19 protein-coding genes are annotated in these 23,068 nt (G+C 72.4%); 16 read left to right on the forward strand and 3 right to left on the reverse strand.

From position 1 onward, the window contains the following. Nucleotides 1-31: 31 nt before the first annotated feature. From secD to K318_RS0107845, 3 genes are all read left to right on the forward strand, one after another. On the forward strand, nt 32-2,074 hold the full coding sequence (gene secD, locus K318_RS0107835; RefSeq protein WP_029089077.1) for a protein translocase subunit SecD: 2,043 nt from the start codon (nt 32-34) through the stop codon (nt 2,072-2,074). Further along, nucleotides 2,071-3,105, forward strand: coding sequence for a protein translocase subunit SecF (secF, locus tag K318_RS0107840; protein WP_029089078.1), 1,035 nt, complete (start codon nt 2,071-2,073; stop codon nt 3,103-3,105). Before secD ends, secF begins: the two co-directional genes overlap by 4 nt. A 74-nt stretch (nt 3,106-3,179) precedes the next feature. After that, entirely contained in the window at nt 3,180-5,459 is a 2,280-nt protein-coding gene (locus K318_RS0107845) for a RelA/SpoT family protein (RefSeq protein ID WP_029089079.1), read from the forward strand. Here K318_RS0107845 and K318_RS0107850 read toward each other — a convergent pair. Both K318_RS0107850 and K318_RS0107855 read right to left on the reverse strand, forming a co-directional pair. Further along, nucleotides 5,441-6,025 carry a hypothetical protein gene (locus K318_RS0107850; protein ID WP_029089080.1) on the reverse strand — a complete coding sequence of 195 codons (585 nt, stop codon included), beginning with the start codon at nt 6,023-6,025 and terminating at the stop codon, nt 5,441-5,443. The genes K318_RS0107845 and K318_RS0107850 overlap by 19 nt on opposite strands. Nucleotides 6,026-6,091: 66 nt before the next feature. Beyond that, on the reverse strand, nt 6,092-7,459 hold the full coding sequence (locus tag K318_RS0107855) for a DUF349 domain-containing protein (RefSeq protein ID WP_029089081.1): 1,368 nt from the start codon (nt 7,457-7,459) through the stop codon (nt 6,092-6,094). A gap of 108 nt (nt 7,460-7,567) precedes the next feature. On the opposite strand from K318_RS0107855, the gene K318_RS0107860 reads away from it, so the two are divergent. Next, nucleotides 7,568-8,242, forward strand: coding sequence for an MBL fold metallo-hydrolase (locus K318_RS0107860; RefSeq protein WP_029089082.1), 675 nt, complete (start codon nt 7,568-7,570; stop codon nt 8,240-8,242). Nucleotides 8,243-8,269: 27 nt separating this feature from the next. Beyond that, nucleotides 8,270-9,622, forward strand: coding sequence for a histidine--tRNA ligase (gene hisS, locus K318_RS0107865; RefSeq protein WP_029089083.1), 1,353 nt, complete (start codon nt 8,270-8,272; stop codon nt 9,620-9,622). Nucleotides 9,623-9,671: 49 nt separating this feature from the next. Here hisS and K318_RS0107870 read toward each other — a convergent pair whose 3' ends face one another. Beyond that, on the reverse strand, nt 9,672-10,022 hold the full coding sequence (locus tag K318_RS0107870; protein WP_029089084.1) for an ArsR/SmtB family transcription factor: 351 nt from the start codon (nt 10,020-10,022) through the stop codon (nt 9,672-9,674). Between the two features lie 60 nt (nt 10,023-10,082). Between K318_RS0107870 and aspS the strand changes: the two genes are divergently transcribed. The 11 genes from aspS (at nt 10,083) to aroB (ending at nt 23,033) form a co-directional block, all read left to right on the forward strand. Beyond that, the gene (gene aspS / locus K318_RS0107875) at nt 10,083-11,858 is read left to right on the forward strand and encodes an aspartate--tRNA ligase (RefSeq protein ID WP_029089085.1); all 1,776 of its coding nucleotides are present in this window, start codon (nt 10,083-10,085) and stop codon (nt 11,856-11,858) included. A gap of 69 nt (nt 11,859-11,927) precedes the next feature. Next, a complete protein-coding gene (locus K318_RS0107880) occupies nt 11,928-13,265 on the forward strand; it encodes a replication-associated recombination protein A (RefSeq protein ID WP_084499864.1) in 1,338 nt (445 codons plus the stop codon). A 166-nt stretch (nt 13,266-13,431) separates the two neighbouring features. After that, nucleotides 13,432-14,058 (forward strand): 30S ribosomal protein S4, encoded by a 627-nt coding sequence (rpsD, locus tag K318_RS0107885; protein WP_029089087.1) that lies wholly within the window; start codon nt 13,432-13,434, stop codon nt 14,056-14,058. Between the two features lie 148 nt (nt 14,059-14,206). Next, nucleotides 14,207-16,861 carry an alanine--tRNA ligase gene (gene alaS / locus K318_RS0107890; protein ID WP_029089088.1) on the forward strand — a complete coding sequence of 885 codons (2,655 nt, stop codon included), beginning with the start codon at nt 14,207-14,209 and terminating at the stop codon, nt 16,859-16,861. Then, nucleotides 16,858-17,322, forward strand: coding sequence for a Holliday junction resolvase RuvX (gene ruvX, locus K318_RS0107895; RefSeq protein WP_029089089.1), 465 nt, complete (start codon nt 16,858-16,860; stop codon nt 17,320-17,322). The genes alaS and ruvX overlap by 4 nt, the downstream gene beginning before the upstream one ends. A gap of 27 nt (nt 17,323-17,349) precedes the next feature. Next, on the forward strand, nt 17,350-18,492 hold the full coding sequence (gene mltG, locus K318_RS0107900) for an endolytic transglycosylase MltG (RefSeq protein ID WP_245579811.1): 1,143 nt from the start codon (nt 17,350-17,352) through the stop codon (nt 18,490-18,492). Next, nucleotides 18,485-19,336, forward strand: a complete 852-nt coding sequence (locus K318_RS20280; protein ID WP_035281132.1) for a hypothetical protein — start codon at nt 18,485-18,487, stop codon at nt 19,334-19,336. The genes mltG and K318_RS20280 overlap by 8 nt, the downstream gene beginning before the upstream one ends. Beyond that, the gene (locus K318_RS23630) at nt 19,333-20,013 is read left to right on the forward strand and encodes a prepilin peptidase (RefSeq protein WP_051297702.1); all 681 of its coding nucleotides are present in this window, start codon (nt 19,333-19,335) and stop codon (nt 20,011-20,013) included. Before K318_RS20280 ends, K318_RS23630 begins: the two co-directional genes overlap by 4 nt. 10 nt (nt 20,014-20,023) lie before the next feature. Continuing rightward, nucleotides 20,024-21,208: a chorismate synthase gene (aroC, locus tag K318_RS0107915; protein ID WP_029089091.1), complete on the forward strand. Its 1,185-nt coding sequence runs from the start codon at nt 20,024-20,026 to the stop codon at nt 21,206-21,208. 14 nt (nt 21,209-21,222) lie between these two features. Further along, complete coding sequence (locus K318_RS20290; RefSeq protein ID WP_084499866.1) at nt 21,223-21,918, forward strand: shikimate kinase; 696 nt, start codon at nt 21,223-21,225, stop codon at nt 21,916-21,918. Beyond that, nucleotides 21,915-23,033, forward strand: a complete 1,119-nt coding sequence (aroB, locus tag K318_RS0107925) for a 3-dehydroquinate synthase (protein ID WP_029089092.1) — start codon at nt 21,915-21,917, stop codon at nt 23,031-23,033. The genes K318_RS20290 and aroB overlap by 4 nt, the downstream gene beginning before the upstream one ends. Nucleotides 23,034-23,068: the final 35 nt, after the last annotated feature.

Consider the following 23,068-nt stretch of genomic DNA (forward strand, 5'->3'; position numbering starts at 1 on the left):
GCCCATCACTCCCTGATCCGAAAGCGAAGCCGTGTCCGCACCCTCGTCCCAACCGCGCCCAGGCCTGCGCTTCACCTGGCTGGGCATCGTCATCGGCGCACTCGTCCTCCTCGTGGGCGGCGGTGCGATCTGGTCCTCCGCCACATGGGCACCCAAGCTCGCGCTCGATCTCGAGGGCGGCACCTCGATCATCCTCGAGGCCGAGGTCGAGGACAGCTCGCAGGTGACGAGCGAACAGCTCAACCAGGCCGTCGCCACCATCCGCCAGCGGGTGGACTCGACGGGCGTGAGCGAGGCCGAGATCTCCACGCAGGGCGACCGCAACATCGTGGTGAGCCTGCCCGGCAATCCCGATGAGGAGACCCGCGAGCTCGTGCGCTCCTCCGCGCAGCTGGGCTTCCGGCGGGTGGCCTTCGCGGGCGCTCCCGAGCCGGCCTCGGCCCAGGAGGGCGCCGACGGTGCGGAGGAGGACCCCCTCGGCGACCTCAGCGAGGAGGAGCGCCAGCGCCTCGAGGACCTGCTCGGCGACGAGCAGCCCGCCGAGGGCGAGGAGGCGCCGGCCGAGGGCGGCGGCACTGTCGCGCAGCCGGCAGGCGGGGAGGCGCCCGCCGAGGAGGCCCCGGCGACCGAGGAGGAGGCTCCCGCCGAGGAGGAGAGCGCGCCCGCCGAGGACGGCTCCGGCTTCTCCGAGGGAACTCCCCGCTTCGACCCCATGACGAACACGGACTGGCAGTCGGCGGAGATCATGGAGGCCTACGCGGCGCTCGACTGCACGGACCCGGCCAACCGCACCGGCGGGGACGCCGGCGATCCCGACGGCTTCATGGTCGCCTGCCAGCAGGACGGCCAGGCCAAGTACATCCTCGGCCCGCTCGAGCTCGACGGCTCGCACGTCGACGATGCGACCTTCGGCTTCTCCACGAACGTGCAGGGCGTCCAGACGAACCAGGTGGCGGTCAACCTCTCCTTCGACGGGGAGGGCACCGAGGTCTTCGCGGACATGACCCGGGCGATCACCGGCCAGCAGCAGCCGTACGACCAGTTCGCGATGGTGCTCGACGGCCTCGTCATCTCCGCACCGGCCTCGAACGCCTACATCAGCGACGGCAACGCCGAGATCACGGGCAACTTCACGCTGGAATCGGCGGAGACGATGGCGAACCAGCTGAAGAACGGCGCGCTGCCCATCAGCTTCACGGTGCAGAGCGAGGAGCAGGTCTCGCCCACCCTCGGCGCCGATCAGCTCCAGAAGGGGCTCATCGCCGGCGGCATCGGCCTCGTCCTCGTCATCATCTACTCGCTCGCGCAGTACCGCGTGCTGGGGCTCGTGACGATCTCCTCCCTCGTCGTCGCAGGCGTCATCACCTATCTGCTGCTGCTGCTCGTGACCTGGCGCTACGGCTACCGCCTCTCGCTCGCAGGAGTGGCCGGCCTGATCGTCGGCCTCGTCGCGACGGCGGACTCGTTCATCGTCTACTTCGAGCGCATCAGGGACGAGCTGCGCGGCGGCCGGCGCCTGACCTCGGCTGTGGAGATCGGCTGGGACCGGGCCAAGCGGACGATCTTCGCCTCCAAGGGCGTGAACATGCTCGGCGCGATCATCCTCTACGTGCTCTCCGTGGGCAGCGTCCGCGGCTTCGCGTTCACGCTCGGCCTCACTGTCATCGTCGACATCCTCATCTTCATCCTCTTCACGCATCCGGTCATGCAGGTGCTCGCCCGCACCCGGTTCTTCGGAGAGGGGCATCGGATGTCCGGCATGGACCCCCGTCAGCTGGGGGTGAGCCAGGCGGCGTACCGCGGTGCGCTCAACCTCGACCTCGAGCGGGCCCGGGAGGCCGGCGGGAAGAAGGGCGGCTCGTACCGCGAGGCCAAGCGGAGACAGGCACAGGTCGACAAGCGCACGGCCGCCGCAGAAGCCGCGCGCACCGGCAGTGGGACCGGCACCGGCAGGCGCAGTCTCGCCCAGCGCAAGGCCGAGGAGGCGCGCGCGGCGGCGCAGTCCGCGGACGAGGCAGCCGAACAGCAGACCGCCGAGCAGCAGGGCACCGAGCAGGAGGACGAGACGCGATGAAGAGATTCCTGTCGTGGGGCAATCGCCTGCACAGCGGTGAGACCTCGATCCCGTTCGTGCCGCGCCGACGCACGTGGCTCAGCATCTCCGCGGTGCTGTGCGCGCTGTCGGTCGCGCTGCCGCTCGTCATCGGCTTCAACCTGGGCATCGCCTTCACGGGCGGTTCGCAGTTCCAGGTGGACAACCTCAGCTCCGCCGATTCCGCCGTGGGGGAGCAGGCCGTCGTCGAGGCGGTGGGCAACGCGAACGTCACCGCCGTCGCCTCCTCCGACACCTCGGTGCAGATCACGAGCGATCAGCTCAGCGACGACGAGGTGTACACGGCCCGGCAGGCCCTCCTCGAGGCCTATCCCGTCGCCGATGAGGACATCACCTCGACCTTCGTGGGCCCGCAGTGGGGCCAGGACGTCACGGAGAAGATGGTGCGCGCGCTCGTGATCTTCGTGGCGCTCGCGATGGTCGTCATGGCCGTCTACTTCCGCACCTGGAAGATGTCGATCGCCGCGATCGTGGGCGTGGCCGCCGTCATGCTCATCACGATCGGGATCTACTCGGCCACCGGATTCGAGGTCACGCCCGCGGCGATCATCGGCTTCCTCACGGTGCTGAGCTTCTCGATCTACGACACCGTCGTGGTGTTCGACAAGATCCGGGAGAACACCGCCGGCTTCCGCGACAACGTGCACATGACGTTCTCGGAGCTCGTGAACCTCGGCGTCAACCAGACGACGGTGCGCTCGATCAACACCTCGATGATCTCCGCCCTGCCCATCGGCGCGATCCTCTTCATCGGCGTGTTCATGCTGGGCGCGGGCACGCTCGTCGACATCTCGCTGTCGCTGTTCATCGGACAGATCGTCGCGGGCCTGTCGACGCTGTTCGTCGCCGCCCCCCTCTACGCCGCGCTCCGCTCGCGGGAGCCTGCGGTGCGCGAGCAGGAGGCCGCCGTCATCGCCCGCCGGAAGGAGAAGGGCCTCCCGGACCGCCCGCCGGTCCTCATGAGCGAGGCGCCGGTGAGCGCCGGCCGCTGATCCCATTGCCTCTCGGGGGTGTGCGTGGCATAGCATGAGTGCTCAGGCACCGCCGAGGGACGAGGAGGACGGTCGTGGCACAGGTCGATGAGACCTCCAGGCGCAGAGGGATCGGGCGGCTGGCGTTCTGGACCGCGCGGTCCCAGCAGGACCCGTCCCGCCCCAAGGCGCTCGGGCCCCTGCTGCAGGCGCTCGAGGCCGCGCACCCGGGCAGCGACACGCAGCTCGTGGTGCGGGCCTACCGCACGGCGGAGGGCGCCCACACGGGGCAGATGCGCAAATCCGGGGACCCCTACATCACGCATCCCGTCGCGGTCGCGACGATCCTCGCCGAGATCGGGATGGACCCGACCACGCTGGCCGCGGCCCTCCTCCACGACACCGTCGAGGACACGGACTACTCGCTCGCACAGCTGAGGGAGGACTTCGGCGAGGAGATCGCCGTCATGGTCGACGGCGTCACGAAGCTCGACAAGATCGAGTACGGGGCCGCGGCGCAGTCCGAGACCGTCCGCAAGATGATCGTCGCGATGAGCCGGGACATCCGCGTCCTCGTCATCAAGCTCGCGGACCGGCTGCACAATGCGCGCACGTGGAAGTACGTGGCGGCCTCCTCGAGCTCGAAGAAGGCCAAGGAGACGCTGGAGATCTTCGCGCCGCTGGCCCACCGCCTCGGCATGAACACGATCAAATGGGAGCTCGAGGACCTCTCCTTCCAGGTCCTGTACCCCAAGGTGTACGAGGAGATCGTCCGCCTCGTGGCCGAGCGCACCCCCGAGCGGGAGAAGTACCTCGGGATCGTGTCGAAGGAGCTCGGCGAGGGGCTGAGCGAATCGCAGATCGACGCGACGATCTCGGGCCGGCCCAAGCACTACTACTCGATCTACCAGAAGATGGTCGTCCGCGGCCACGAGTTCGCGGACATCTACGACCTCGTGGGCGTGCGCGTCCTCGTGGACACGGTGCGCGAGTGCTACGGCGCGCTCGGCATCGTCCATGCGAAGTGGTCTCCGGTGGCCGGCCGGTTCAAGGACTACATCGCGATGCCCAAGTTCAACATGTACCAGAGCCTGCACACCACCGTGATCGGTCCCTACGGCCGCCCCGTCGAGATCCAGATCCGCACGCGAGAGATGCACCGGCGCGCGGAGTACGGCGTGGCCGCGCACTGGAAGTACAAGGACCGGCCGGCGGCGCGCGCGGCCGGCGGGCGCACGGCCAAGGTGGGCGACACCGGCGCCGTCGACGACGTGACATGGCTGCGGCAGCTGCTCGACTGGCAGAAGGAGGTCACGGATCCCGACGAGTTCCTCGACAGCCTCCGCTTCGAGGTGAACTCGAAGGAGGTCTACGTCTTCACCCCGAAGGGCGACATCGTCTCCCTGCCCGCGGGAGCCACTCCCGTCGACTTCGCGTACAGCGTGCACACCGAGGTGGGCCATCGCACGATGGGCGCGCGCGTCAACGGCCGCCTCGTCGCCCTCGAATCGGAGCTGAACAACGGCGATGTCGTCGAGGTGTTCACCTCGAAGGACGAGACCGCAGGACCCAGCCGTGACTGGCTGAGCTTCGTGAAGTCCGCTCGCGCGAAGAACAAGATCCGGCAGTGGTTCTCGAAGGAGCGCCGGGAGGAGGCGATCGAGTCCGGCCGCCAGCTGCTGGCCCGGGCGATCAAACGCCACCGGCTGTCGGCGGAGACCCTCATGAGCGCGGCCGGCCTCGTGCGCGTGGCCGAGGAGCTCAACCTGCCCGATGTGTCCTCGCTGTACGCCGCGATCGGCAACGGCACGAGCTCGGCCGCACACGTCGTCGACCTGCTGGCGAAGGAGATCGAGCCGGAGGAGGCCGAGGAGGTGCCGCTGCGGCCGTCCAACCGGACGGGGCGCTCGAGCGGACACCACTCGTCCGCCGACGGCGTGCGGGTGAAGGGCTCCGACGGCCTCCTCATCAAGCTCGCGCGGTGCTGCACCCCGGTGCCGGGTGACGCGATCGTGGGGTTCGTCACGCGCGGACAGGGGGTGAGCGTGCACCGCAGCGACTGCACCAATCTGGGCTCGATGCGCGCGGAGCCGGAGCGGTTCGTCGAGGTCGAGTGGACGGGCAGCACACAGGGCACCTATCTCGTGAACATCCAGGTCGAGGCGCTCGACCGCGCGGGCCTGCTCTCGGACATCACGCGGGTGCTCTCGGAGACCCATGTGAACATCCTCTCGGCCTCCGTCGCGACCTCGCGCGCCCGGGTGGCGCAGTCGCGCTTCGTGTTCGAGATGAGCGACGGCAGCCACCTCGACTCCGTGCTCGCGGCGGTGCGGAAGGTCGACGGGGTCTTCGACGTCTACCGCGTGAGCGGCTGAGCGCCCCCGGCTGCGGGGCCCTGCGCGAAGACCGTGAGCGCGAGCTCGCGGACGAGGGCGGCATAGGGGCGCCTGCGGGCGCCGTCGAGCCAGCGCACGAAGGTGTGACGGTCGCCGGCGGGCACGCGCTCGAGGCGCTCGGCCGCAGTCCGCAGGGGCGCATCCGCGTCATGGCACAGCCGCAGGAGGTCGAACAGCGTCCGCTCGGGTGAGGTCACCCAGCGTCCGGCCAGGCGCATGCGCTCGGACGGCGGGACGTCCCGCTCGTAGACGATGTGCGCGCTCCGGCCGCCGCGGACGCGCCGGCGGACCGTCGTCGTGTACTCGCCCGGCTCGGGGGCCCGCCCCGTCCGGGAGCCCCACCAGATCCAGGCCGCGCTCCTGTGCGAGTGCGCGAACACGGGCCGCGGCGGGGGATCGAGGGCCGAGGCCCGGAGCACGGGATCGGGCACGGTGCCCGCCGGCACCCACACCGTCTCGGTGAGGCGGTCGAGGAGGCCGTCGCGTTCGAGCGCCAGCAGCCCCGTGCGGGGGAGGGGCTCACCGGCCCGGTGGAGGAGGTCCATGAACCCACACTCGTGCGGATCGGCCGGCCCCGCAAGGGGGTCCGGCCGATCTGTGGACAGCGGTGCTCAGCCGAGGTCCTCCGCCGAGCGCGCGAGCTGGTCGTACCAGGCCTGCTTGGTGGCAAGCTCCTCGCGCACCCGCGACGCCGCCCGGGCATCGCCGGCGGCCTCGGCACTCTCGAGCCGCGTGCGCAGCTCGGCCAGGCCGTCCTCCAGCTGGGCGAGCATGCCCGTCGCCCGCGCGCGGTGCTCGGGGTTCGAGCGCTTCCACGCGGCTTCCTCGGCCTCGGCGACGGCGCGCTCGACCTCGCGCAGTCCCCCCTCCATGCGGGAGACGTCCGCCCGCGGCACGCGGCCGGCGTCCTCCCAGCGCTCCTGGAGGCCGCGCAGCGCCGCCTTGGTGCGCTCGAGGTCCTTCACCGGCAGGAGCCCGCGGGCCTCGGCCAGCAGCGCCTCCTTGGCGACGAGGTTCTCGCGGTAGCCGGCGTCGATCCGCTCGTTCTCCGCCGTGCGCGCGTCGAAGAACACGTCCTGCGCGGCGCGGAACCGCGCCCACAGCGCATCGTCGTGCTTGCGCCCGGCGCGCGGGGCAGCCTTCCACTCGTCCATGAGCTCGCGGTACTTCGCGGCCGTCTCGCGCCACTGGGTCGAGGAGGAGAGCTCCTCCGCGCGGGCGATGAGCTTCTCCTTGATCCGGCGGCCCTCGGCGGAGCGCGCATCGAGCTCGGAGAAGTGCGCGCGGCGGCCCCTGTCGAACTCCGCACGGGCCGCGGAGAAGCGGCCCCACAGTGCGCGGTCCTCGGCCCGCGGCAGGCGCGGGTAGCCGGACTGCACGGACTTCCACATCTCGAACAGCTCCCGCATCCGGGCCGCGGACTGCTTCCACTGCGTGCGGGCGGGGTCCTGGCCGGCGATCTCCTCGGCCTCGACGACCACGGCGGTGCGCAGGCGACGGCCCTCCTCGAGCTGTGCCGCACGGGCCGAGGCCTGCTCCGCGGCGGCGGTCCCGGCCGCGGCGATGAGTGCGTCGGTCCGGGCTGCGAGGGCGTCGACGTCGCCGACGACATTGGCCTCGGCGAGCTCCTCGCGGCGGGCGCGGGCGGAGGCGCCCACATCGGCGGCATCCGCCCCGGACTCGAGGCGGGCCTCGAGCAGGGCGATCTGCTCGACGAGGTCGAGGTGCTTGCCGGCGAAGTAGCGCAGGGCCTCCTCCGGCGAGGCGTCCGGGTACTGGCCCACCTCGCGCTCACCGGAGGCGGTGCGGAGGAAGACGCGGCCGGACTCGTCCGCGCGGCCGTGGGCGAGCGCCTCCGCGAGCGCGGCCTCGCGGTCTCCGGCGGCGGGCCCCGCGGGGGCGGGAGCAGCCGGGCGGACGACGCTCGGCGCGGGGCCGGGGACGGGTCCGGGCTTGGGCGGCTGCGGGCTGGTGCTCATCGTGTACCTCGGGGGGTCGGCGTCATCGCTGCCCGGACCTGCGCGCAGACGTGAGCGGCTGACCCGGGCCGGGTCCCAGCATATCGGTAGGTCATTACACTGGTGCGCATGGAGATCACCGGTGTGCGCGCATCCCTGCTCGAGGTCAACTGCTACGCGCTGGCCGCGGGTGCGGGGGAGCCGGGTGCCGAGTGCGTGCTCGTCGACGCCGGCTGGGACTGCGGCGCGGACATGGCCGCGCTGCTGGCCGAGCGCGGCTGGCGGCCCGTCGCCGTCGTCCTCACGCACGGCCACGCCGATCATGTGCTGGGCCTGCCGAACCTCCTGCGCGCGTGCGGGGAGGACCTGCCGGTCCACCTGGGCCGCGCCGATGTCCACCGGCTCGCGGACCCCGCCGCCGGCGTCTCCGCGCAGTTCGCCCGGGCGCTCGAGCCCCTGACGCAGGACTGGGCCGCACCCGCGGTGCGCCCCGTCGACGACGGGGACGTGCTCGAGTGCGCCGGACTCACGCTCACGGCCCGCGCCGCCCCCGGCCACACCGAGGGATCGACCCTCTTCACCGTCGAGGACCCGCGGGCCGGCGAGGGCGAGTCCGCCGTGCTCGTGAGCGGCGACGTCCTCTTCGCCGGCAGCGTGGGCAGGACCGATCTGCCGGGAGGCGATCCCGCCGCGATGGCCCGCACGCTCGCAGCCCTCCGCACGCTGCCGGACACCCCCGTGCTGCCGGGACACGGTCCGGCCACGCGGCTCTCGCACGAGCTCGCGGCCAACCCCTTCCTCTGACAGACCCCGATCAGGAGTATCGCTTCCATGGCACGTGCCGCATCGCTGTCCGGCTTCCCGGAATGGCTGCCCGCAGACCGCATCGTCGAGGAGCGGGTCATCGACCTGCTCAAGCACACCTTCGAGCTCAACGGCTTCGCGGCCGTCCACACCCGTGCGATGGAGCCCATCGCCGCGCTCGCGAAGGACGGCGAGATCGACAAGGAGGTCTTCGCCGTCTCCCGGCTGCACGGGGACGGCTCGGACGCGAAGAGCCCCCTCGGCCTGCACTTCGACCTCACGGTGCCGTTCGCCCGCTATGTGGTCGAGAACGCCGGGCAGCTCGCCTTCCCCTTCAAGCGCTACCAGATCCAGCCCGTGTGGCGCGGCGAGCGCCCCCAGGACGGCCGCTTCCGCGAATTCATCCAGGCCGATATCGACGTCGTGGGCGAGGACGAGCTCGCCGACCACTTCGAGGTCGAGGTGCCGCTCGTCATGGCACAGGCCTTCGACCGCCTGTCGGAGCTCGGCGTGCCGCCGGTGCGCATCCTCGCCAACGACCGGCGCCTCATCGAGGGCTTCGCCCGCGGGGCCGGGCTCACGGACGTCCCGGCCGTGCTCCGGGCGATCGACAAGCTCGACAAGATCGGCGAGGAGAAGGTCGCAGCCCTGCTCGCCGCCGAGGCCGGTGCCGATGCGCGCCAGCAGGAGCTCTGCCTCGCGCTCGCCCGGATCGAGAGCCCGGACGCCTCCTTCGCTGACGAGGTGCGCGCGCTCGGCGTGACCCACCCCCTGCTCGAGGAGGGCCTCGCCTCGCTCGTGCGCCTGCTCGAGGCCGCGCACCGGCGCGCGCCCGGGACGGTGTGGGCGCAGCTGAAGATCGCCCGCGGGCTCGACTACTACACCGGCGCCGTCTACGAGACCCAGCTCATCGGCCACGAGGGCCTGGGCTCGGTGGCCTCCGGCGGGCGCTACGACGCGCTGGCGAGCACCGGGAAGCGCACCTACCCCGGCGTGGGCATGTCGCTGGGCGTCTCCCGCCTCATGTCCCGGCTCGTGGGAGCCTCGCGCATGGTCGAGGCGACGCGGCCGGTGCCCACCGCCGTGCTCGTCGCGGTCTCGACGGAGGAGGACCGGCCCGCCTCCGATGCCGTGGCCGAGGCCCTGCGCGCCCGCGGCATCCCGGCCGACGTCGCCCCGGCGGCGGCGAAGTTCGGCCGGCAGATCCGCTTCGCCGACCGCCGCGGGATCCCCTTCGTGTGGTTCCCGGACGGGGAGTCCGGCCATGAGGTCAAGGACATCCGCTCGGGTGCGCAGGTGAGCGCGGACCCGCAGGTGTGGACCCCGCCGGCCGAGGACGTGTGGCCGCGCGTGGAGCAGCTCGCCCCCGCCGGGGACTGAGCCGGTCCGGGGACTGAGCCCGTCCGGGAGCTGAGCCGGATCGGCCGGCTCAGCTCCGCTGCGGGCGCCGTTCGACGGGGTCCGGCGCGAGCGAGCCGTCCGGGGCGATGTGGTCGAAGATCTCCTCGACCATCGTCACGACATGGGGGTCGTCGACCGTGTAGATGATCCTGCGGCCCTCGCGCCGCGAGCTCACGAGCCCGGCCAGGCGCAGCTTCGCGAGGTGCTGCGAGACGGCCTGGACGCTCACATCGGCCAGCGCCGCGAGCGAGGAGACGTCGTGCTCGTCGTCGACGAGGATGCGCACGATGAGCAGGCGGGTGGCCGAGGACAGCATGCGGAAGGTCTCGGCGGCCACCTCCACCTGGGCCGAAGTGGGCAGGTCCTCCTCATCGCGCATGCGTCTAGGACTATCATGGACCTGATTCTTTTCCCCATATCCCCCCGAGGAGCCCTCCACGTGTTGCGAACCCACCAGGCCGGAGAACTGCGCGGTGCAGATGCAGGTACGACGATCACGCTCGCGGGCTGGGTCGACCGGAGGCGCGATCACGGGGGAGTGGCCTTCATCGACCTGCGCGACGCCTCGGGCATCGTCCAGGTGGTCGTCCGCGAACAGGTCGCCGACCAGCTGAAGAACGAGTCGGTCGTCTCCGTCACCGGCACGGTGGCCCTGCGGCCGGCGGGCAATGCGAATCCGGCGCTGCCGACGGGCGAGATCGAGGTCGTCGACACCGATGTCACGCTGCTGTCGCAGGCCGAGGCGCTGCCCTTCCAGGTCTCCGACCACGCGGAGGACGCGGGCCAGGTGGGCGAGGAGACCCGCCTGCGCTACCGCTACCTCGATCTGCGCCGCTCGGGCCCGGCGAAGACGATCCGGCTGCGCTCGGCGGTCAACCGCGAGGCCCGCAAGGTGCTCGAGGCGCACGACTTCGTCGAGGTCGAGACGCCCACGCTCACCCGCTCCACGCCCGAGGGCGCGCGCGACTTCCTCGTCCCAGCCCGCCTCAGGCCCGGCTCCTGGTACGCGCTGCCCCAGTCCCCGCAGCTGTTCAAGCAGCTGCTCCAGGTGGGCGGCCTCGAGCGCTACTACCAGATCGCCCGCTGCTACCGCGACGAGGACTTCCGCGCCGACCGCCAGCCGGAGTTCACCCAGCTCGACATCGAGGCGAGCTTCGTCGAGCAGGACGATGTCATCGGCCTCGCCGAGGAGATCCTCAGCGCCCTCTGGCAGCTCATCGGCATCGAGCTGAGCGGCCCCTTCGACCGCATCACCTACCGCGAGGCGATGGAGAAGTACGGCTCGGACAAGCCGGACCTGCGCTTCGGCCTCGAGCTCGTGGATCTCACGGAGTTCTTCTCCGAGACCCCCTTCCGCGTCTTCCGGTCCCCCCATGTGGGCGCGGTCGTCTACCCCGGCGGCGCCAAGCTGCCCCGCCGCCAGCTCGACGGCTGGCAGGAGTGGGCGAAGCAGCGGGGTGCGAAGGGCCTGGCCTATGTGCTCGTCCAGCCCGACGGAGAGCTCACCGGTCCCGTCGCGAAGAACATCTCCGAGGCCGAGCGCGCCGGGCTCGCCGCCGCGGCCGGCGCCCGTCCCGGCGATGCCGTCTTCTTCGCCGCCGATGAGCCGGGCCCCGCGCGCGCCCTGCTGGGAGCGGCCCGCAAGGAGATCGCGACCCGCGAGGAGCTCTACGACCCCGCCTCGTGGTCCTTCGTCTGGGTCGTCGACGCCCCGCTCTTCGAATCCGCGGCCGCGGCCGAGGCCTCCGGCGACGTGGCCGTGGGTGCGGGCTCGTGGACCGCCGTCCACCACGCCTTCACCTCGCCCAAGCCCGAGTTCCTCGACACCTTCGACCAGGATCCCGGGCAGGCGCTGGCCTATGCCTACGACATCGTGTGCAACGGCAACGAGATCGGCGGCGGCTCCATCCGCATCCACGACCGGGCGGTGCAGGAGCGCGTGTTCGAGGTCATGGGCATCTCGCAGGAGGAGGCCGCGGAGAAGTTCGGCTTCCTGCTCGAGGCCTTCAAGTACGGCGCCCCGCCGCACGGCGGCATCGCCTTCGGTTGGGACCGGATCGTCTCCCTGCTGGCCGGTGCGGACTCGATCCGCGAGGTGATCGCCTTCCCCAAGTCCGGCGGCGGCTACGATCCGCTCACCGAGGCGCCGGCCCCCATCACGGCGGCGCAGCGAGCCGAGGCCGGGGTCGACCACACCGAGGACGAGGAGGACTGACCTCTGAGCGCTGACCTCTTCGCGGACTCCCCGGAGGCGGGCCGGGCACTCGACCCGCTGGCCGTCCGCATGCGGCCGCGCAGCCTCGACGAGGTCGTGGGACAGGAGCACCTCACCTTCCCCGGCTCGCCGCTGCGGCAGCTCGTCGAGGCCGGCTCCGGCTCGCGGACGGGCCCGGCCTCGGTGATCCTGTGGGGGCCGCCGGGCGTGGGCAAGACGACGCTCGCGCACGTGATCTCGCATGCGGAGGGCCGTGCCTTCGTCGAGCTCTCTGCGATCACGGCGGGCGTCAAGGACGTGCGCACCGTCATCGAGAACGCCCGCCGGGCGCGCGAGATGTACGGGCAGACGACGGTCCTGTTCCTCGACGAGATCCACCGGTTCTCCAAGGCCCAGCAGGATGCGCTCCTGCCCGCGGTGGAGAACCGGCTCGTCGTCCTCGTGGCCGCGACGACGGAGAACCCGAGCTTCTCCGTCATCTCCCCCCTGCTCTCCCGGTCCCTGCTGCTCACGCTCAGGCCGCTCGACGATGCCGCGATCGCCGCGCTGCTCGACCGCGCGGCCTCCGATCCCCGCGGCCTGGCCGGCGAGTTCGCGCTCACCGACGAGGCCCGCGAGATGGCGGTGCGGGTCGCCGGTGCGGACGCCCGGCGCTCGCTCACGATCCTCGAGGCCGCCTGCGGCATCGCCCGGGCGCGGGCCGGCGCCGCGGAGGACGCGGATGAGGGGGATGAGGGGGATGAAGCCGAGGCCGCCGCGCTCCCGGTGCAGGTCGAGGACGTCTCCGAGGCGGCTTCGGAGGCGGTGCTCCGCTATGACCGCAACGGAGATCAGCACTACGACGTCGTCTCCGCCTTCATCAAGTCGATCCGCGGCTCCGATCCGGACGCCGCGCTCCACTACCTCGCGCGGATGATCGTCGCCGGCGAGGACCCGCGCTTCATCTGCCGCCGCGTCGTCATCTCCGCGGCGGAGGACATCGGCATGGCGGACCCGCAGGCGCTCGCGGTCGCGGTGAGCGCGCACCAGGCCGTCGAGCGGATCGGCATGCCCGAGGGCCGGATCCCGCTCGCCGAGGCCGTCGTCTACCTCGCGACGGCCCCGAAGTCGAACGCCTCCTATCACGCGCTGGACGAGGCGATCGCCGATGTCCGGGCCGGGCACGCGGGCCAGGTGCCCATGCACCTGCGCGATGCGCACTATCCGGGTGCGAAGGCCCTCGGCCACGGCGAGGGCTACCGGTACTCGCACGACTGGCCCTTCTCCGTCTCCCCGCAGCAGTACCTGCCCGATCCGCTCGCGGACCGGCGGTACTACGCGCCCACCGGCAACGGGGCCGAGGCGCGGATGGAGGAGAGGCTGCGCACACTCCGGCGCCTGCGCACGGGTGAGCCGCCCTCGGCCTGAGCGGCGTGGTAGGCTTTTGCGTTGCTGTGCCTCGCACTCAAGGAGGCGGTCGGGCGGAACCGGACTCGCGGTCCCGCCCCTCTTTCCCGGACAGGGGGAAACAGCGGTCCGGAACCCGGCCGAGTCGCACCGGCCCGGACAGAAGACACGAACGAAAGGCATGAACATGACTGCTCCCGCACGTCATCGCCGCACCGTGCGCCTCTCGCGCGCGCTCGGCATCCCGCTGACCCCCAAGGCCGAGAAGTACTTCGAGCGCCGCCCCTACCCGCCGGGCGAGCACGGCCGCGCACGCCGCCGCAACGACTCGGACTACTCGGTCCGCCTCAAGGAGAAGCAGCGGCTGCGCGCGCAGTACGGCATCCGCGAGGCGCAGATGCTGGCCGCCTACAAGGAGGCCAAGCGCCTCCCGGGCCTGACCGGTGAGAACCTCGTCGAGCTGCTCGAGGTCCGCCTCGACGCCCTCGTCCTCCGCTCCGGCTTCGCCCGCACGATGGCCCAGGCCCGTCAGCTCGTCGTGCACCGCCACATCATGGTCGACGGCAAGCGCGTCGACCGTCCCTCCTTCAAGGTCAAGGAGGGCCAGATGATCCACGTGCACGAGAAGTCCGCGCAGACGGAGCCCTTCCAGATCGCCGCGGCCGGCGGCCACCGCGATGTGCTGCCGGCGACGCCCGGCTACCTCAACGTGCAGCTCGACGCGCTGCAGTCGACGCTGGTGCGGAAGCCCAAGCGCGAAGAGGTGCCCGTCACCGCCGACGTCCAGCTGGTCGTCGAGCACTACTCCCGCTGATCCCAGCTCGCGGCGCACGGGCCGCCTCGCATCTCCCAGGGGTGCGAGGCGGCCCGTGTCCGATTCACCGTCGTCTACACTGTGAGGCGGCGGTCCGGCGGGCCGCAGAAGCTTCTCCCCACCTGCAGACGAGGACGGCATCAGTCATATGAGGACAGCAGAGATCCGGCGGCGCTGGCTCGAATTCTTCGAGGCGAAGGGCCACGCCGTGGTCCCCTCGGCGAGCGTCATCAGCGACGACCCGTCGATTCTCTTCAACATCGCCGGGATGGTGCAGTTCATCCCCTACCTCACGGGACGCGAGCCGGCGCCGTTCGAGCGGGCGACGAGCGTGCAGAAGTGCGTGCGCACGGAGGACATCGACGAGGTCGGCAAGACCACCCGTCACGGCACCTTCTTCCAGATGAACGGCAACTTCTCCTTCGGCGACTACTTCAAGGCCGGGGCCATCCGCTTCGCCTGGGAACTGCTGACGACCCCCGAGGAGGCCGGCGGTCTGGGCTTCGACCCCGAGCGGCTGTGGGCGACCGTCCACCACGAGGACGCGGAGACCGTCGACCTGTGGCTGCAGGAGACGAGCCTGCCGCGTGAGCGCATCCAGTTCCGCGGCAGCGAGGACAACTATTGGCACACCGGCCAACCGGGACCCGGCGGCTACTGCTCCGAGATCTACTTCGACCGCGGGCCCGCCTACGGCACTGAGGGCGGGCCGGAGGCCGACGAGGACCGCTACATCGAGATCTGGAACCTCGTGTTCATGGAGTTCGAGCTCTCCGCCGTCCGCTCCAAGACGGACTTCGACGTCGCAGGCGAGCTGCCGGCCAAGAACATCGACACCGGCATGGGCCTCGAGCGCGTCGCCTTCCTCAAGCAGGGCGTCGAGAACATGTACGAGATCGACGAGGTCTACCCCGTCATCGAGGCCGCGAGCCGGCTGTCCGGCAGGCGCTACGGCGCCGAGCACGAGGACGACGTCCGCATGCGCGTCGTCGCCGACCACGTGCGCGCCGCCCTCATCATCATCGGCGACGGGGTCCGGCCCGGCAACGAGGGCCGCGACTACATCCTGCGCCGTCTGCTCCGGCGCGCCGTGCGCGCGATGCGCCTGCTGGGCGTGACCGAGCCGGTGCTCCCGGAGCTGCTGCCGGTGTCGATGGGCGTCATGAAGGACTCGTATCCCGAGCTCGAACGCGATTTCGACCGGATCTCGCGGGTGGCCTATGCCGAGGAGACCGCCTTCCTGCGCACGCTGGAGTCCGGCACGCAGCTGCTGAATGCGGCGGTGGAGCGGGCCGGGGAGGGCGGCACCCTCACCGGCGACATCGCCTTCGCCCTGCACGACACGCACGGCTTCCCCATCGACCTCACGCTGGAGATGGCCGCCGAGCACGGCGTCGAGGTCGACGCCGAGGGCTTCCGCGTGCTCATGGGCGCACAGCGCGAGCGCGCCCGCGCGGACGCGAAGGCGAAGAAGGGCGGGGCGAGGGACCTCAGCGCATACTCGCAGCTGCTCGAGTCCGGCCGCACCGAATTCATCGGCTACGACGCGCTCAGCTCCGAGGCCCGGGTGCGCGGGCTCGTGCGGGAGGGCGCGGCGGTGGAGCGCGCACTGCCCGGCGACACCCTCGACCTCGTCCTCGACGTCACCCCGTTCTACGCGGAGTCCGGCGGTCAGCGCGCGGACTCGGGCGTCATCACCGGCGACGGCTTCACCGCCCGCGTCCTCGACGTCCAGGCCCCCGTCAAGGGGCTCTCGGCCCACCGCGTCGAGATCGTCTCCGGTGAGCTCGCTCCCGGCGCGGACGTCCTCGCGCAGGTCGACGCGGGCCACCGGCTGGCCTCGGCGCAGGCGCATTCGGCCACCCACCTCGTCCATTCGGCGCTGCGGACCGTGCTGGGCCCGCACGCGGTGCAGGCGGGCTCGCTCAACCAGCCCGGCTACATGCGCTTCGACTACGCCTTCCCGGAGGCGCTGAGCGCGGCCGCGCGCGCGGAGATCGAGGACGCGGCGAACATCGCGGTCCGCGACGACCTCGCCGTGAGCTACGAGCACCTCCCGCTGGAGACCGCCCGGGCCTCGGGCGCGCTCGCGCTGTTCGGCGAGAAGTACCCGGAGATCGTGCGGGTCGTCGACATCGGCGGACCGTTCTCCCGTGAGCTGTGCGGCGGCACGCACGTGGCCTCGACGGCGCAGATCGGGCCGATCTCCGTCCTCTCCGAGGCCTCCGTCGGCTCCGGCACCCGCCGGATCGAGGCCTCGGTGGGCCTCGAGGCCTTCCGCGGGCTCGCGAAGGAGCGGACGATCCTGCAGTCGCTGTCCGAGCTGCTCAAGGTCCCGGGCGCGGACGTGCCCGAGCGCGTGGCCTCCCTCATGGAGCGGCTGCGCGAGGCCGAGCGGACGATCGCGGACCTCGGGCGGCAGCGCGTGCTCGCGGCGGCCGCGGGTGCCGCGGACTCCGCACGGGAGATCGCAGGCACGGCGGTGACGACGACGGACCTCGGCACGCTGGCCGATGCCGGGGACGTCCGCACCTTCGTCACCGACGTCCGCGAGCGCATGGGCGAGGCCGCAGCCGTCGTGGCCGCGGCCGGCACCGTGAACGGCAAGCCGAGCATCGTGATCGCGGTGAACCCGGCCGCGCGGGAGAACGGCCTGCGGGCCGGGGATCTCGTGAAGGAGGCCTGCGGCGTGCTGGGCGGCGGGGGCGGTGGCAAGCCGGACCTCGCCCAGGGCGGCGGACAGGACGCGACGAAGATCGCAGAGGCCCTCGCCGCCGTCGCCGCGGCGGTGGGCAGGCGATGAGCGGATTCCGCCGGGGCCGCAGGCTCGCGCTCGATGTCGGCAGCGTCCGCATCGGGGTCGCCGCCTGCGATCCCGACGGGATCCTCGCGACCCCGCTCGCGACCGTGCGGCGGAAGGACGGCGACGGACCGGCGCTCGACGCGCTCTCGGCCCTCATCGCCGAGCACGAGCCCCTCGAGCTCATCGCCGGACGGCCGACCTCGCTCGACGGCGCCGACCGCGCCGCCGTGGACCACGCAGGGGAGTTCCTCCGGGCCCTGGCCGCACGCACGGACGTGCCCATCCGCCTCGTGGACGAGCGCTTCACGACGGTGCAGGCGCACGGCGTGCTGGCCTCGGCCGGGCGGAGCTCGAAGCAGCGGCGGGAGATCGTCGACTCGGTCGCCGCCGTCCTCATCCTCCAGTCGGCGCTCGACGCGGAGAAGGGCAGCGGGCAGCCCGCCGGGACGCCGCTTCCCTGAGCACTAGGAGCTCTCACCATGCATTCGATGGAAGACCTCGGAACGGAGGCCGGCCTCACCCGGTCGGAGCGCAGCGCGCGCCGACGGCGGATGATGCGGCGCCGGCGGCGGACCGTCACCATCATCGTGTCCGCGCTCGTGCTGCTGCTGGGCGGGGGAGCGATCGCCGTGACCGTGACGGGCGGGGCGATCTCGGAGGTGCTCGGCCGGGACTCGGACTACGAGGGTGAAGGCGGCGAGGAGACCGTCGTGGAGGTCCTGCCCGGCTCCTCGCTCACCCAGATCGCGAACCAGCTGGTGGAGGAGGAGGTCATCATGTCCTCGCGGCCCTTCATCAGGGAGGCGGAGCGGCGGGAGGCCTCATTCCAGGCCCGCTCCTACACGCTGCGGCGGCACATGAGCTCGGAGGCCGCCGTCGAGGCGATGCTCAACCCCGCGACGTCCCCGCAGGTGCAGATCCCCGAGGGGATGCGGCTGTCCGACATCGAGGCCCGCATGGTCGAATCGGGGATGGACCCGGACGCGGTGACCGCCGCGCTCGAGGGCAGGACGCCGGCCGACTACGGGCTCGAGGTCGAGGCGCCCTCGCTCGAGGGCTATCTGTTCCCGGCCACCTACGAGGTCGGCCCCGGTGCGACCGCGGAGTCCGTCGTGCAGGAGATGGTCGACCGGACCGCCGCGGAGATCACCGAGCTCGGCATCGAGCCCGACGAGGTCAACGAGCTGCTCACGCTCGCGAGCCTCGTCGAGGTGGAGGCGCCGGGGGACCCGGAGGTGCGCCGGAAGGTCGCGCGGGTGTTCCTCAACCGGATCGGGGAGGATTCGGAGACCGACGGCCTCATCCAGTCCGATGCGACGGTCGCCTACATCCACGGCGCCCGGGCGGACCTCTCGACCACGGCCGAGGAGCGGGCGAGCGAGGACCCGTACAACACCTACAGGCATCCCGGCCTGCCGCCGGGCCCCATCAACTCCCCGGGCCGGGAGACGGTCGATGCGGTGCAGGATCCCGCCGAGGGCGACTGGCAGTACTTCGTCGCGGTCGATCCGGACACCGGGGAGACGAAGTTCGCCGAGACCTACGCCGAGCACCAGGACAACGTCGTCGAGTACCAGGAGTGGCTGCGGAACCACCGCAGCGCGAACCCCGAGGAGGGGGCGGATGGCTGAGTTCGCGGTCGCGGGCAGTCCCGTCGCGCATTCGCTCTCGCCGCTGCTGCACCGCGCGGCGGCAGCGGCCCTCGGGCTGAGTGACTTCTCCTACGGACGCTGCGAGCTCACCGCCGGGGAGCTCGCACCGCATCTCGATGCGCACCCCGGGCTGCGGGGGCTCTCTGCGACCATGCCGCTCAAGCGCCGGCTCGCCGAGCTCGCCGCAGCGCGCGGGTGGCGACGCGCGCCCGCCGTCGAGGCGACGGGGGCGGCGAACACCCTGCTGCGCACCCCGGACGGCGGAGAGGTGCTCAACACGGACGTCGGCGGCATCGTCGCGGCGGTGCGGGAGGCCGCGGAGACCGAGGCCTGGGCCGAGGTCGACGTCCTGGGCGGCGGCGCGACGGCCGGCTCCGCCCTCGCCGCGGCGGCCGAGCTCGGCTGCGTGCACGCGAACCTCTTCGTCCGCAGCCGGAACCGCGCGGGCGAGGCCCGGTCCGTCGCCGAGGCCGTGGGGCTCACGACGACGGTGTGCGAGCTGCCGGACTGGGTGCCCGGCGAGCGCGGCCTCACCCTCTCGACCCTGCCTGCGGGAGTCATGGGCCCAGCCGCCGCCGCGCTGCCGGCCCGGATCGAGGCAGTCGTCTTCGATGCCGCCTACGCCGCCGAGGCGCACGCCTGGCACAGGGCGCTCACCGGTCACGGGGCCCGCGTCGTCGACGGCAGCCGGATGCTCCTGCACCAGGCCGTCGCACAGCACGTGCGGTTCGCCGCGCTCGCGGGACTGTCCGCGGCCGCGGCCGAGGCCGCCCGGCCCGCCATCCTCGCCGCGATGGAGGCGGCGCTGGCAGAGCGCGCATGATCCTCCTGTGGGCCGGGCTCACCGCGGCTGCGGTCTCCGGCCTGCTCGCCCTCCGCCTGCCGTGGCTCCTCGCCGACGAGGCGGGCATGCGCCTGCTCCGCCGGCACCGGTCGCTGCCGGTGCTCGCGCTCTGTGCGGGACCGTGCCTGGCCGTGTTCGCCGCGGCCTGCTGGCCGGTGCCGCTGACGCCCCTGCTCGCCTGCGCGCTCGGTGCGCAGGCCGCGGCCGCTCCCGTCCTCGCCGTCGTCGACGTGCGCATCCGCCGCCTGCCCGACCGGATCGTCCTCCCGCTGTCGGGCCTCACGCTCGCACTCCTCGGCGCCCAGGCGCTCCTGGACGCCCCTGCCTCCGCGGGGTCACCCGCCCTCACCGCCCTGCTCACGGGCGCGGCCGGCAGCGCGGTCCTGCTGCTGCTCTCACTCGCCGGCGGCCGGGGCCGCGGGCTGGCGCTCGGCCTCGGCGACGTCAAGGTCGCGTTCTGCGTGGGCGCGGTCGCGGGACTCGTCTCGCCGCTCACGGCCGTGGGCGCATTCCTGGCCGCGAACCTCACGGGGCTGCTCGAAGCGGGCGTGCGCACCGCGCTCCTCCGGCAGCCGCTCACGACCCGGTTCGCGCTCGGCCCGCACCTGCTCCTCGGCATGTGGGCGGTGCCGCTGGCGGTCTCCGCCCTTCGGTAGTATCTGTGGAATGTTGCGTTGGCTGACTGCAGGCGAGTCCCACGGTGAGGCGCTCGTCGGAATCCTCGAGGGCCTCCCGGCCCATGTCCCCATCACCCGCGAGCGGATCGCGGCCGCGCTGGCCCGCCGGCGGCTCGGCTACGGCCGCGGTGCGCGGATGAAGTTCGAGGCGGACGAGCTCCGCCTCCTCGGCGGCATCCGCCACGGTGAGACCCTCGGCGGCCCCGTGGCCATCGAGATCGGCAACACGGAATGGCCCAAATGGGAGACGGTCATGAGCCCGGACCCCGTGGACCCCGAGGCGCTCGCGGGCTCGGCCCGGGGCGCCCTCCTCACGCGGCCCCGGCCGGGACACGCGGACCTCGCGGGCATGCAGAAGTACGCCTTCGGCGAGGCCCGGCCCGTCCTCGAGCGCGCGAGCGCGCGCGAGACCGCGACCCGGGTCGCCCTCGGCGCCGTCGCGCAGTCGCTGCTCGCGGAGCTCGGCATCGGGGTGGTCTCCCACACCGTCGCGATCGGTCCCGTCGAGGGTGCGAGGGACGCCGCGGTGCCCGGCCCCGAGGACGTCGCCGCCCTCGATGCCGATCCCGTGCGCTGCTTCGACCCCGCGCTCTCGGCCCGCATGGTCGCGGAGATCGACGATGCGAAGAGGGCCGGCGACACGCTCGGCGGCGTCGTCGAGGTCGCGGTGTGGGGCCTCCCGCCGGGGCTCGGCTCCTTCGTCCACGGCGACCGTCGCCTGGACAGCAGACTGGCCGGTGCGCTCATGGGCATCCAGGCGATCAAGGGCGTCGAGGTCGGGGACGGCTTCGAGACCGCTCGCCGCCGCGGTTCTGCCGCGCACGACGAGATGGTGCCGGCCGCCGGCGGCGTGCGCAGGCTGAGCGACCGCGCCGGCGGCATCGAGGGCGGCATGTCCACCGGCACCGTGCTCCGCGTGCGCGCGGGCATGAAGCCGATCGCGACCGTCCCCCGCGCGCTGCGGACCGTCGACACCGCGACGGGCGAGGCCGCCACAGCGCACCACCAGCGCTCGGACGTGTGCGCCGTGCCGGCGGCCGGGGTCGTCGCGGAGGGCATGGTCGCGCTCGTCGTCGCACAGGCCGTCCTCGAGAAGTTCGGCGGGGACTCCGTCGACGAGGTCCGGCGCAATCGCGACTCCTACCTCGCGTCCCTCCGACCCGGAATCGGATGAAGGACGCATGCGCCATGACCTCCGAAGAGCGGCCCGTGCCCCGGCCTGCTCCGCCGCTCGACCCGGTGCCGGCCGCGGCCGCGAGGATCGTGCTCATCGGTCCCCCCGCGGCGGGGAAGTCGACGATCGGGAGGCTGCTCGCCCTGCGCCTCGGACTCCCGTTCTTCGACACGGACGCCGAGATCGTCGCAGCCCACGGCCCCATCGGTGAGATCTTCGCCGCCCGCGGCGAGGCGCGCTTCCGGGAGATCGAGCGCGAGGCCGTCCGGCGGGCGCTCCGCCGGCTCCTCGACACCCCCGGCGTCGTCTCCCTCGGGGGCGGGGCGATCCTCAACCCGGGGACGCGGGCGCAGCTGCGCCACCCCGCCGTCAAGGTGATCGGGATCGAGATCGACGAGGAGACGGCGGCCGCGCGCCTGGGCGGCTCCCACCGCCCGCTGCTGGCAGGCGAGGCCGATCCGCTCACGCGCTGGCGGGCGCTCACCCAGGAGCGGAGGCCCCTGTACGAGGCGCTCGCGACCGCGACGGTCGCGGCCTCGCACGGCCCGCCGGCGACGGTCGTGAACCGGATCGTCGACGTCCTCACCGGCCTGCAGCGCGCGGAGGAGTACGCTCGGTTCGCACACGCGGACGAACAGCACGACCCGCACAGCCGGCACGGCCGCGCGGAGGCACCGGAGCACACGGAAGAAGGAGAACAGGACGCATGACGGTACGCAGCAGGCTCGAGATCGGCGGCGGCGCGGGCACGCAGGTGGTGCTCGGCCGCGGTCTGCTGGGCGAGCTCGCGGGCCTCGTGGGGCCGCGCGCCCACCGGGTGCTCGTGGTCCACCCGCGGGCGCTGCGCCAGACCGGCGAAGTCGTCCGCGAGGAGCTCTCCGCCGCCGGCTACGAGGCGATCAGCGCGGAGATCCCGGACGCGGAGGAGGCCAAGCACGTCCAGGTGGCCTCCTTCTGCTGGGAGATCCTCGGGAAGTCCGATTTCACGCGGACGGACGCCATCGTGGGCGTGGGCGGGGGTGCGGTCACCGATCTCGCGGGCTTCGTCGCGGCGACCTGGCTGCGCGGCATCCGCTATGTGAATGTGCCCACGACCGTCCTCGGCATGGTCGATGCGGCCGTGGGCGGCAAGACCGCGATCAACACCGCCGAGGGCAAGAACCTCGTGGGCGCCTTCCACGCGCCCGCCGGTGTGCTCATCGACACGGAGACGCTCGCCACACTGCCGCAGAACGAGCTGCTCACGGGCCTGGCCGAGGCCGTGAAGTGCGGCTTCATCGCGGATCCGGCCATCCTCGACCTCCTGGAGGAGCACCCGCTCGAGGAGATCGCCGACCCCTCCTCGGAGGTCCTCGCCGAGATCGTCGAGCGCGCCGTGCGGGTCAAGGCCGGTGTCGTCACAGGCGACTTCCGGGAGTCCGGGGCGCGGGAGATCCTCAACTACGGCCACACGCTGGCCCATGCCATCGAGCGCAATGAGCGCTACCAGTGGCGCCACGGGGCCGCTGTGGCCGTCGGCATGGTCTTCGCCGCCGAGCTCTCCGCCGTGATGCGCTCCCTGCCGGCCGAGGTCGTCGACCGCCACCGGGCGATCCTCGGCAAGCTGGGCCTGCCCACGGGCTACCGGGGCGACCGCTGGCCGCAGCTGCTCGAGACGATGCGGCGGGACAAGAAGGCCCGCGGCACCATCCTGCGCTTCGTCCTCCTCGACGGCGTCGGGGCGCCCGTCGTCGCGGAGATCCCGGACGACGGGATCCTGTTCGCGGCCTACCAGGAGATCGGAGAGGCCGCACCCGTGCAGACGCTCGGACCGGTCTCCCTCTGAGTTTCCTCGAGGACTCCGGGCATCCGCTAGAATCG

It is taken from the genome of Brevibacterium album DSM 18261 (genome assembly GCF_000426445.1).
GTDB classification, from domain to species: domain Bacteria; phylum Actinomycetota; class Actinomycetes; order Actinomycetales; family Brevibacteriaceae; genus Brevibacterium; species Brevibacterium album.

Coding starts and splice junctions, on each gene's coding strand:
- secF (WP_029089078.1), top strand. CDS start 2,071: ATGAAGAGATTCCTGTCGTGGGGCAATCGCCTGCACAGCGGTGAGACC.
- K318_RS0107850 (WP_029089080.1), bottom strand. CDS start 6,025: ATGGACCTCCTCCACCGGGCCGGTGAGCCCCTCCCCCGCACGGGGCTG.
- K318_RS0107855 (WP_029089081.1), bottom strand. CDS start 7,459: ATGAGCACCAGCCCGCAGCCGCCCAAGCCCGGACCCGTCCCCGGCCCC.
- K318_RS0107860 (WP_029089082.1), top strand. CDS start 7,568: ATGGAGATCACCGGTGTGCGCGCATCCCTGCTCGAGGTCAACTGCTAC.
- hisS (WP_029089083.1), top strand. CDS start 8,270: ATGGCACGTGCCGCATCGCTGTCCGGCTTCCCGGAATGGCTGCCCGCA.
- K318_RS0107870 (WP_029089084.1), bottom strand. CDS start 10,022: ATGCGCGATGAGGAGGACCTGCCCACTTCGGCCCAGGTGGAGGTGGCC.
- K318_RS0107880 (WP_084499864.1), top strand. CDS start 11,928: ATGCGGCCGCGCAGCCTCGACGAGGTCGTGGGACAGGAGCACCTCACC.
- rpsD (WP_029089087.1), top strand. CDS start 13,432: ATGACTGCTCCCGCACGTCATCGCCGCACCGTGCGCCTCTCGCGCGCG.
- alaS (WP_029089088.1), top strand. CDS start 14,207: ATGAGGACAGCAGAGATCCGGCGGCGCTGGCTCGAATTCTTCGAGGCG.
- ruvX (WP_029089089.1), top strand. CDS start 16,858: ATGAGCGGATTCCGCCGGGGCCGCAGGCTCGCGCTCGATGTCGGCAGC.
- mltG (WP_245579811.1), top strand. CDS start 17,350: ATGGAAGACCTCGGAACGGAGGCCGGCCTCACCCGGTCGGAGCGCAGC.
- K318_RS20280 (WP_035281132.1), top strand. CDS start 18,485: ATGGCTGAGTTCGCGGTCGCGGGCAGTCCCGTCGCGCATTCGCTCTCG.
- K318_RS23630 (WP_051297702.1), top strand. CDS start 19,333: ATGATCCTCCTGTGGGCCGGGCTCACCGCGGCTGCGGTCTCCGGCCTG.
- aroC (WP_029089091.1), top strand. CDS start 20,024: ATGTTGCGTTGGCTGACTGCAGGCGAGTCCCACGGTGAGGCGCTCGTC.
- K318_RS20290 (WP_084499866.1), top strand. CDS start 21,223: ATGACCTCCGAAGAGCGGCCCGTGCCCCGGCCTGCTCCGCCGCTCGAC.
- aroB (WP_029089092.1), top strand. CDS start 21,915: ATGACGGTACGCAGCAGGCTCGAGATCGGCGGCGGCGCGGGCACGCAG.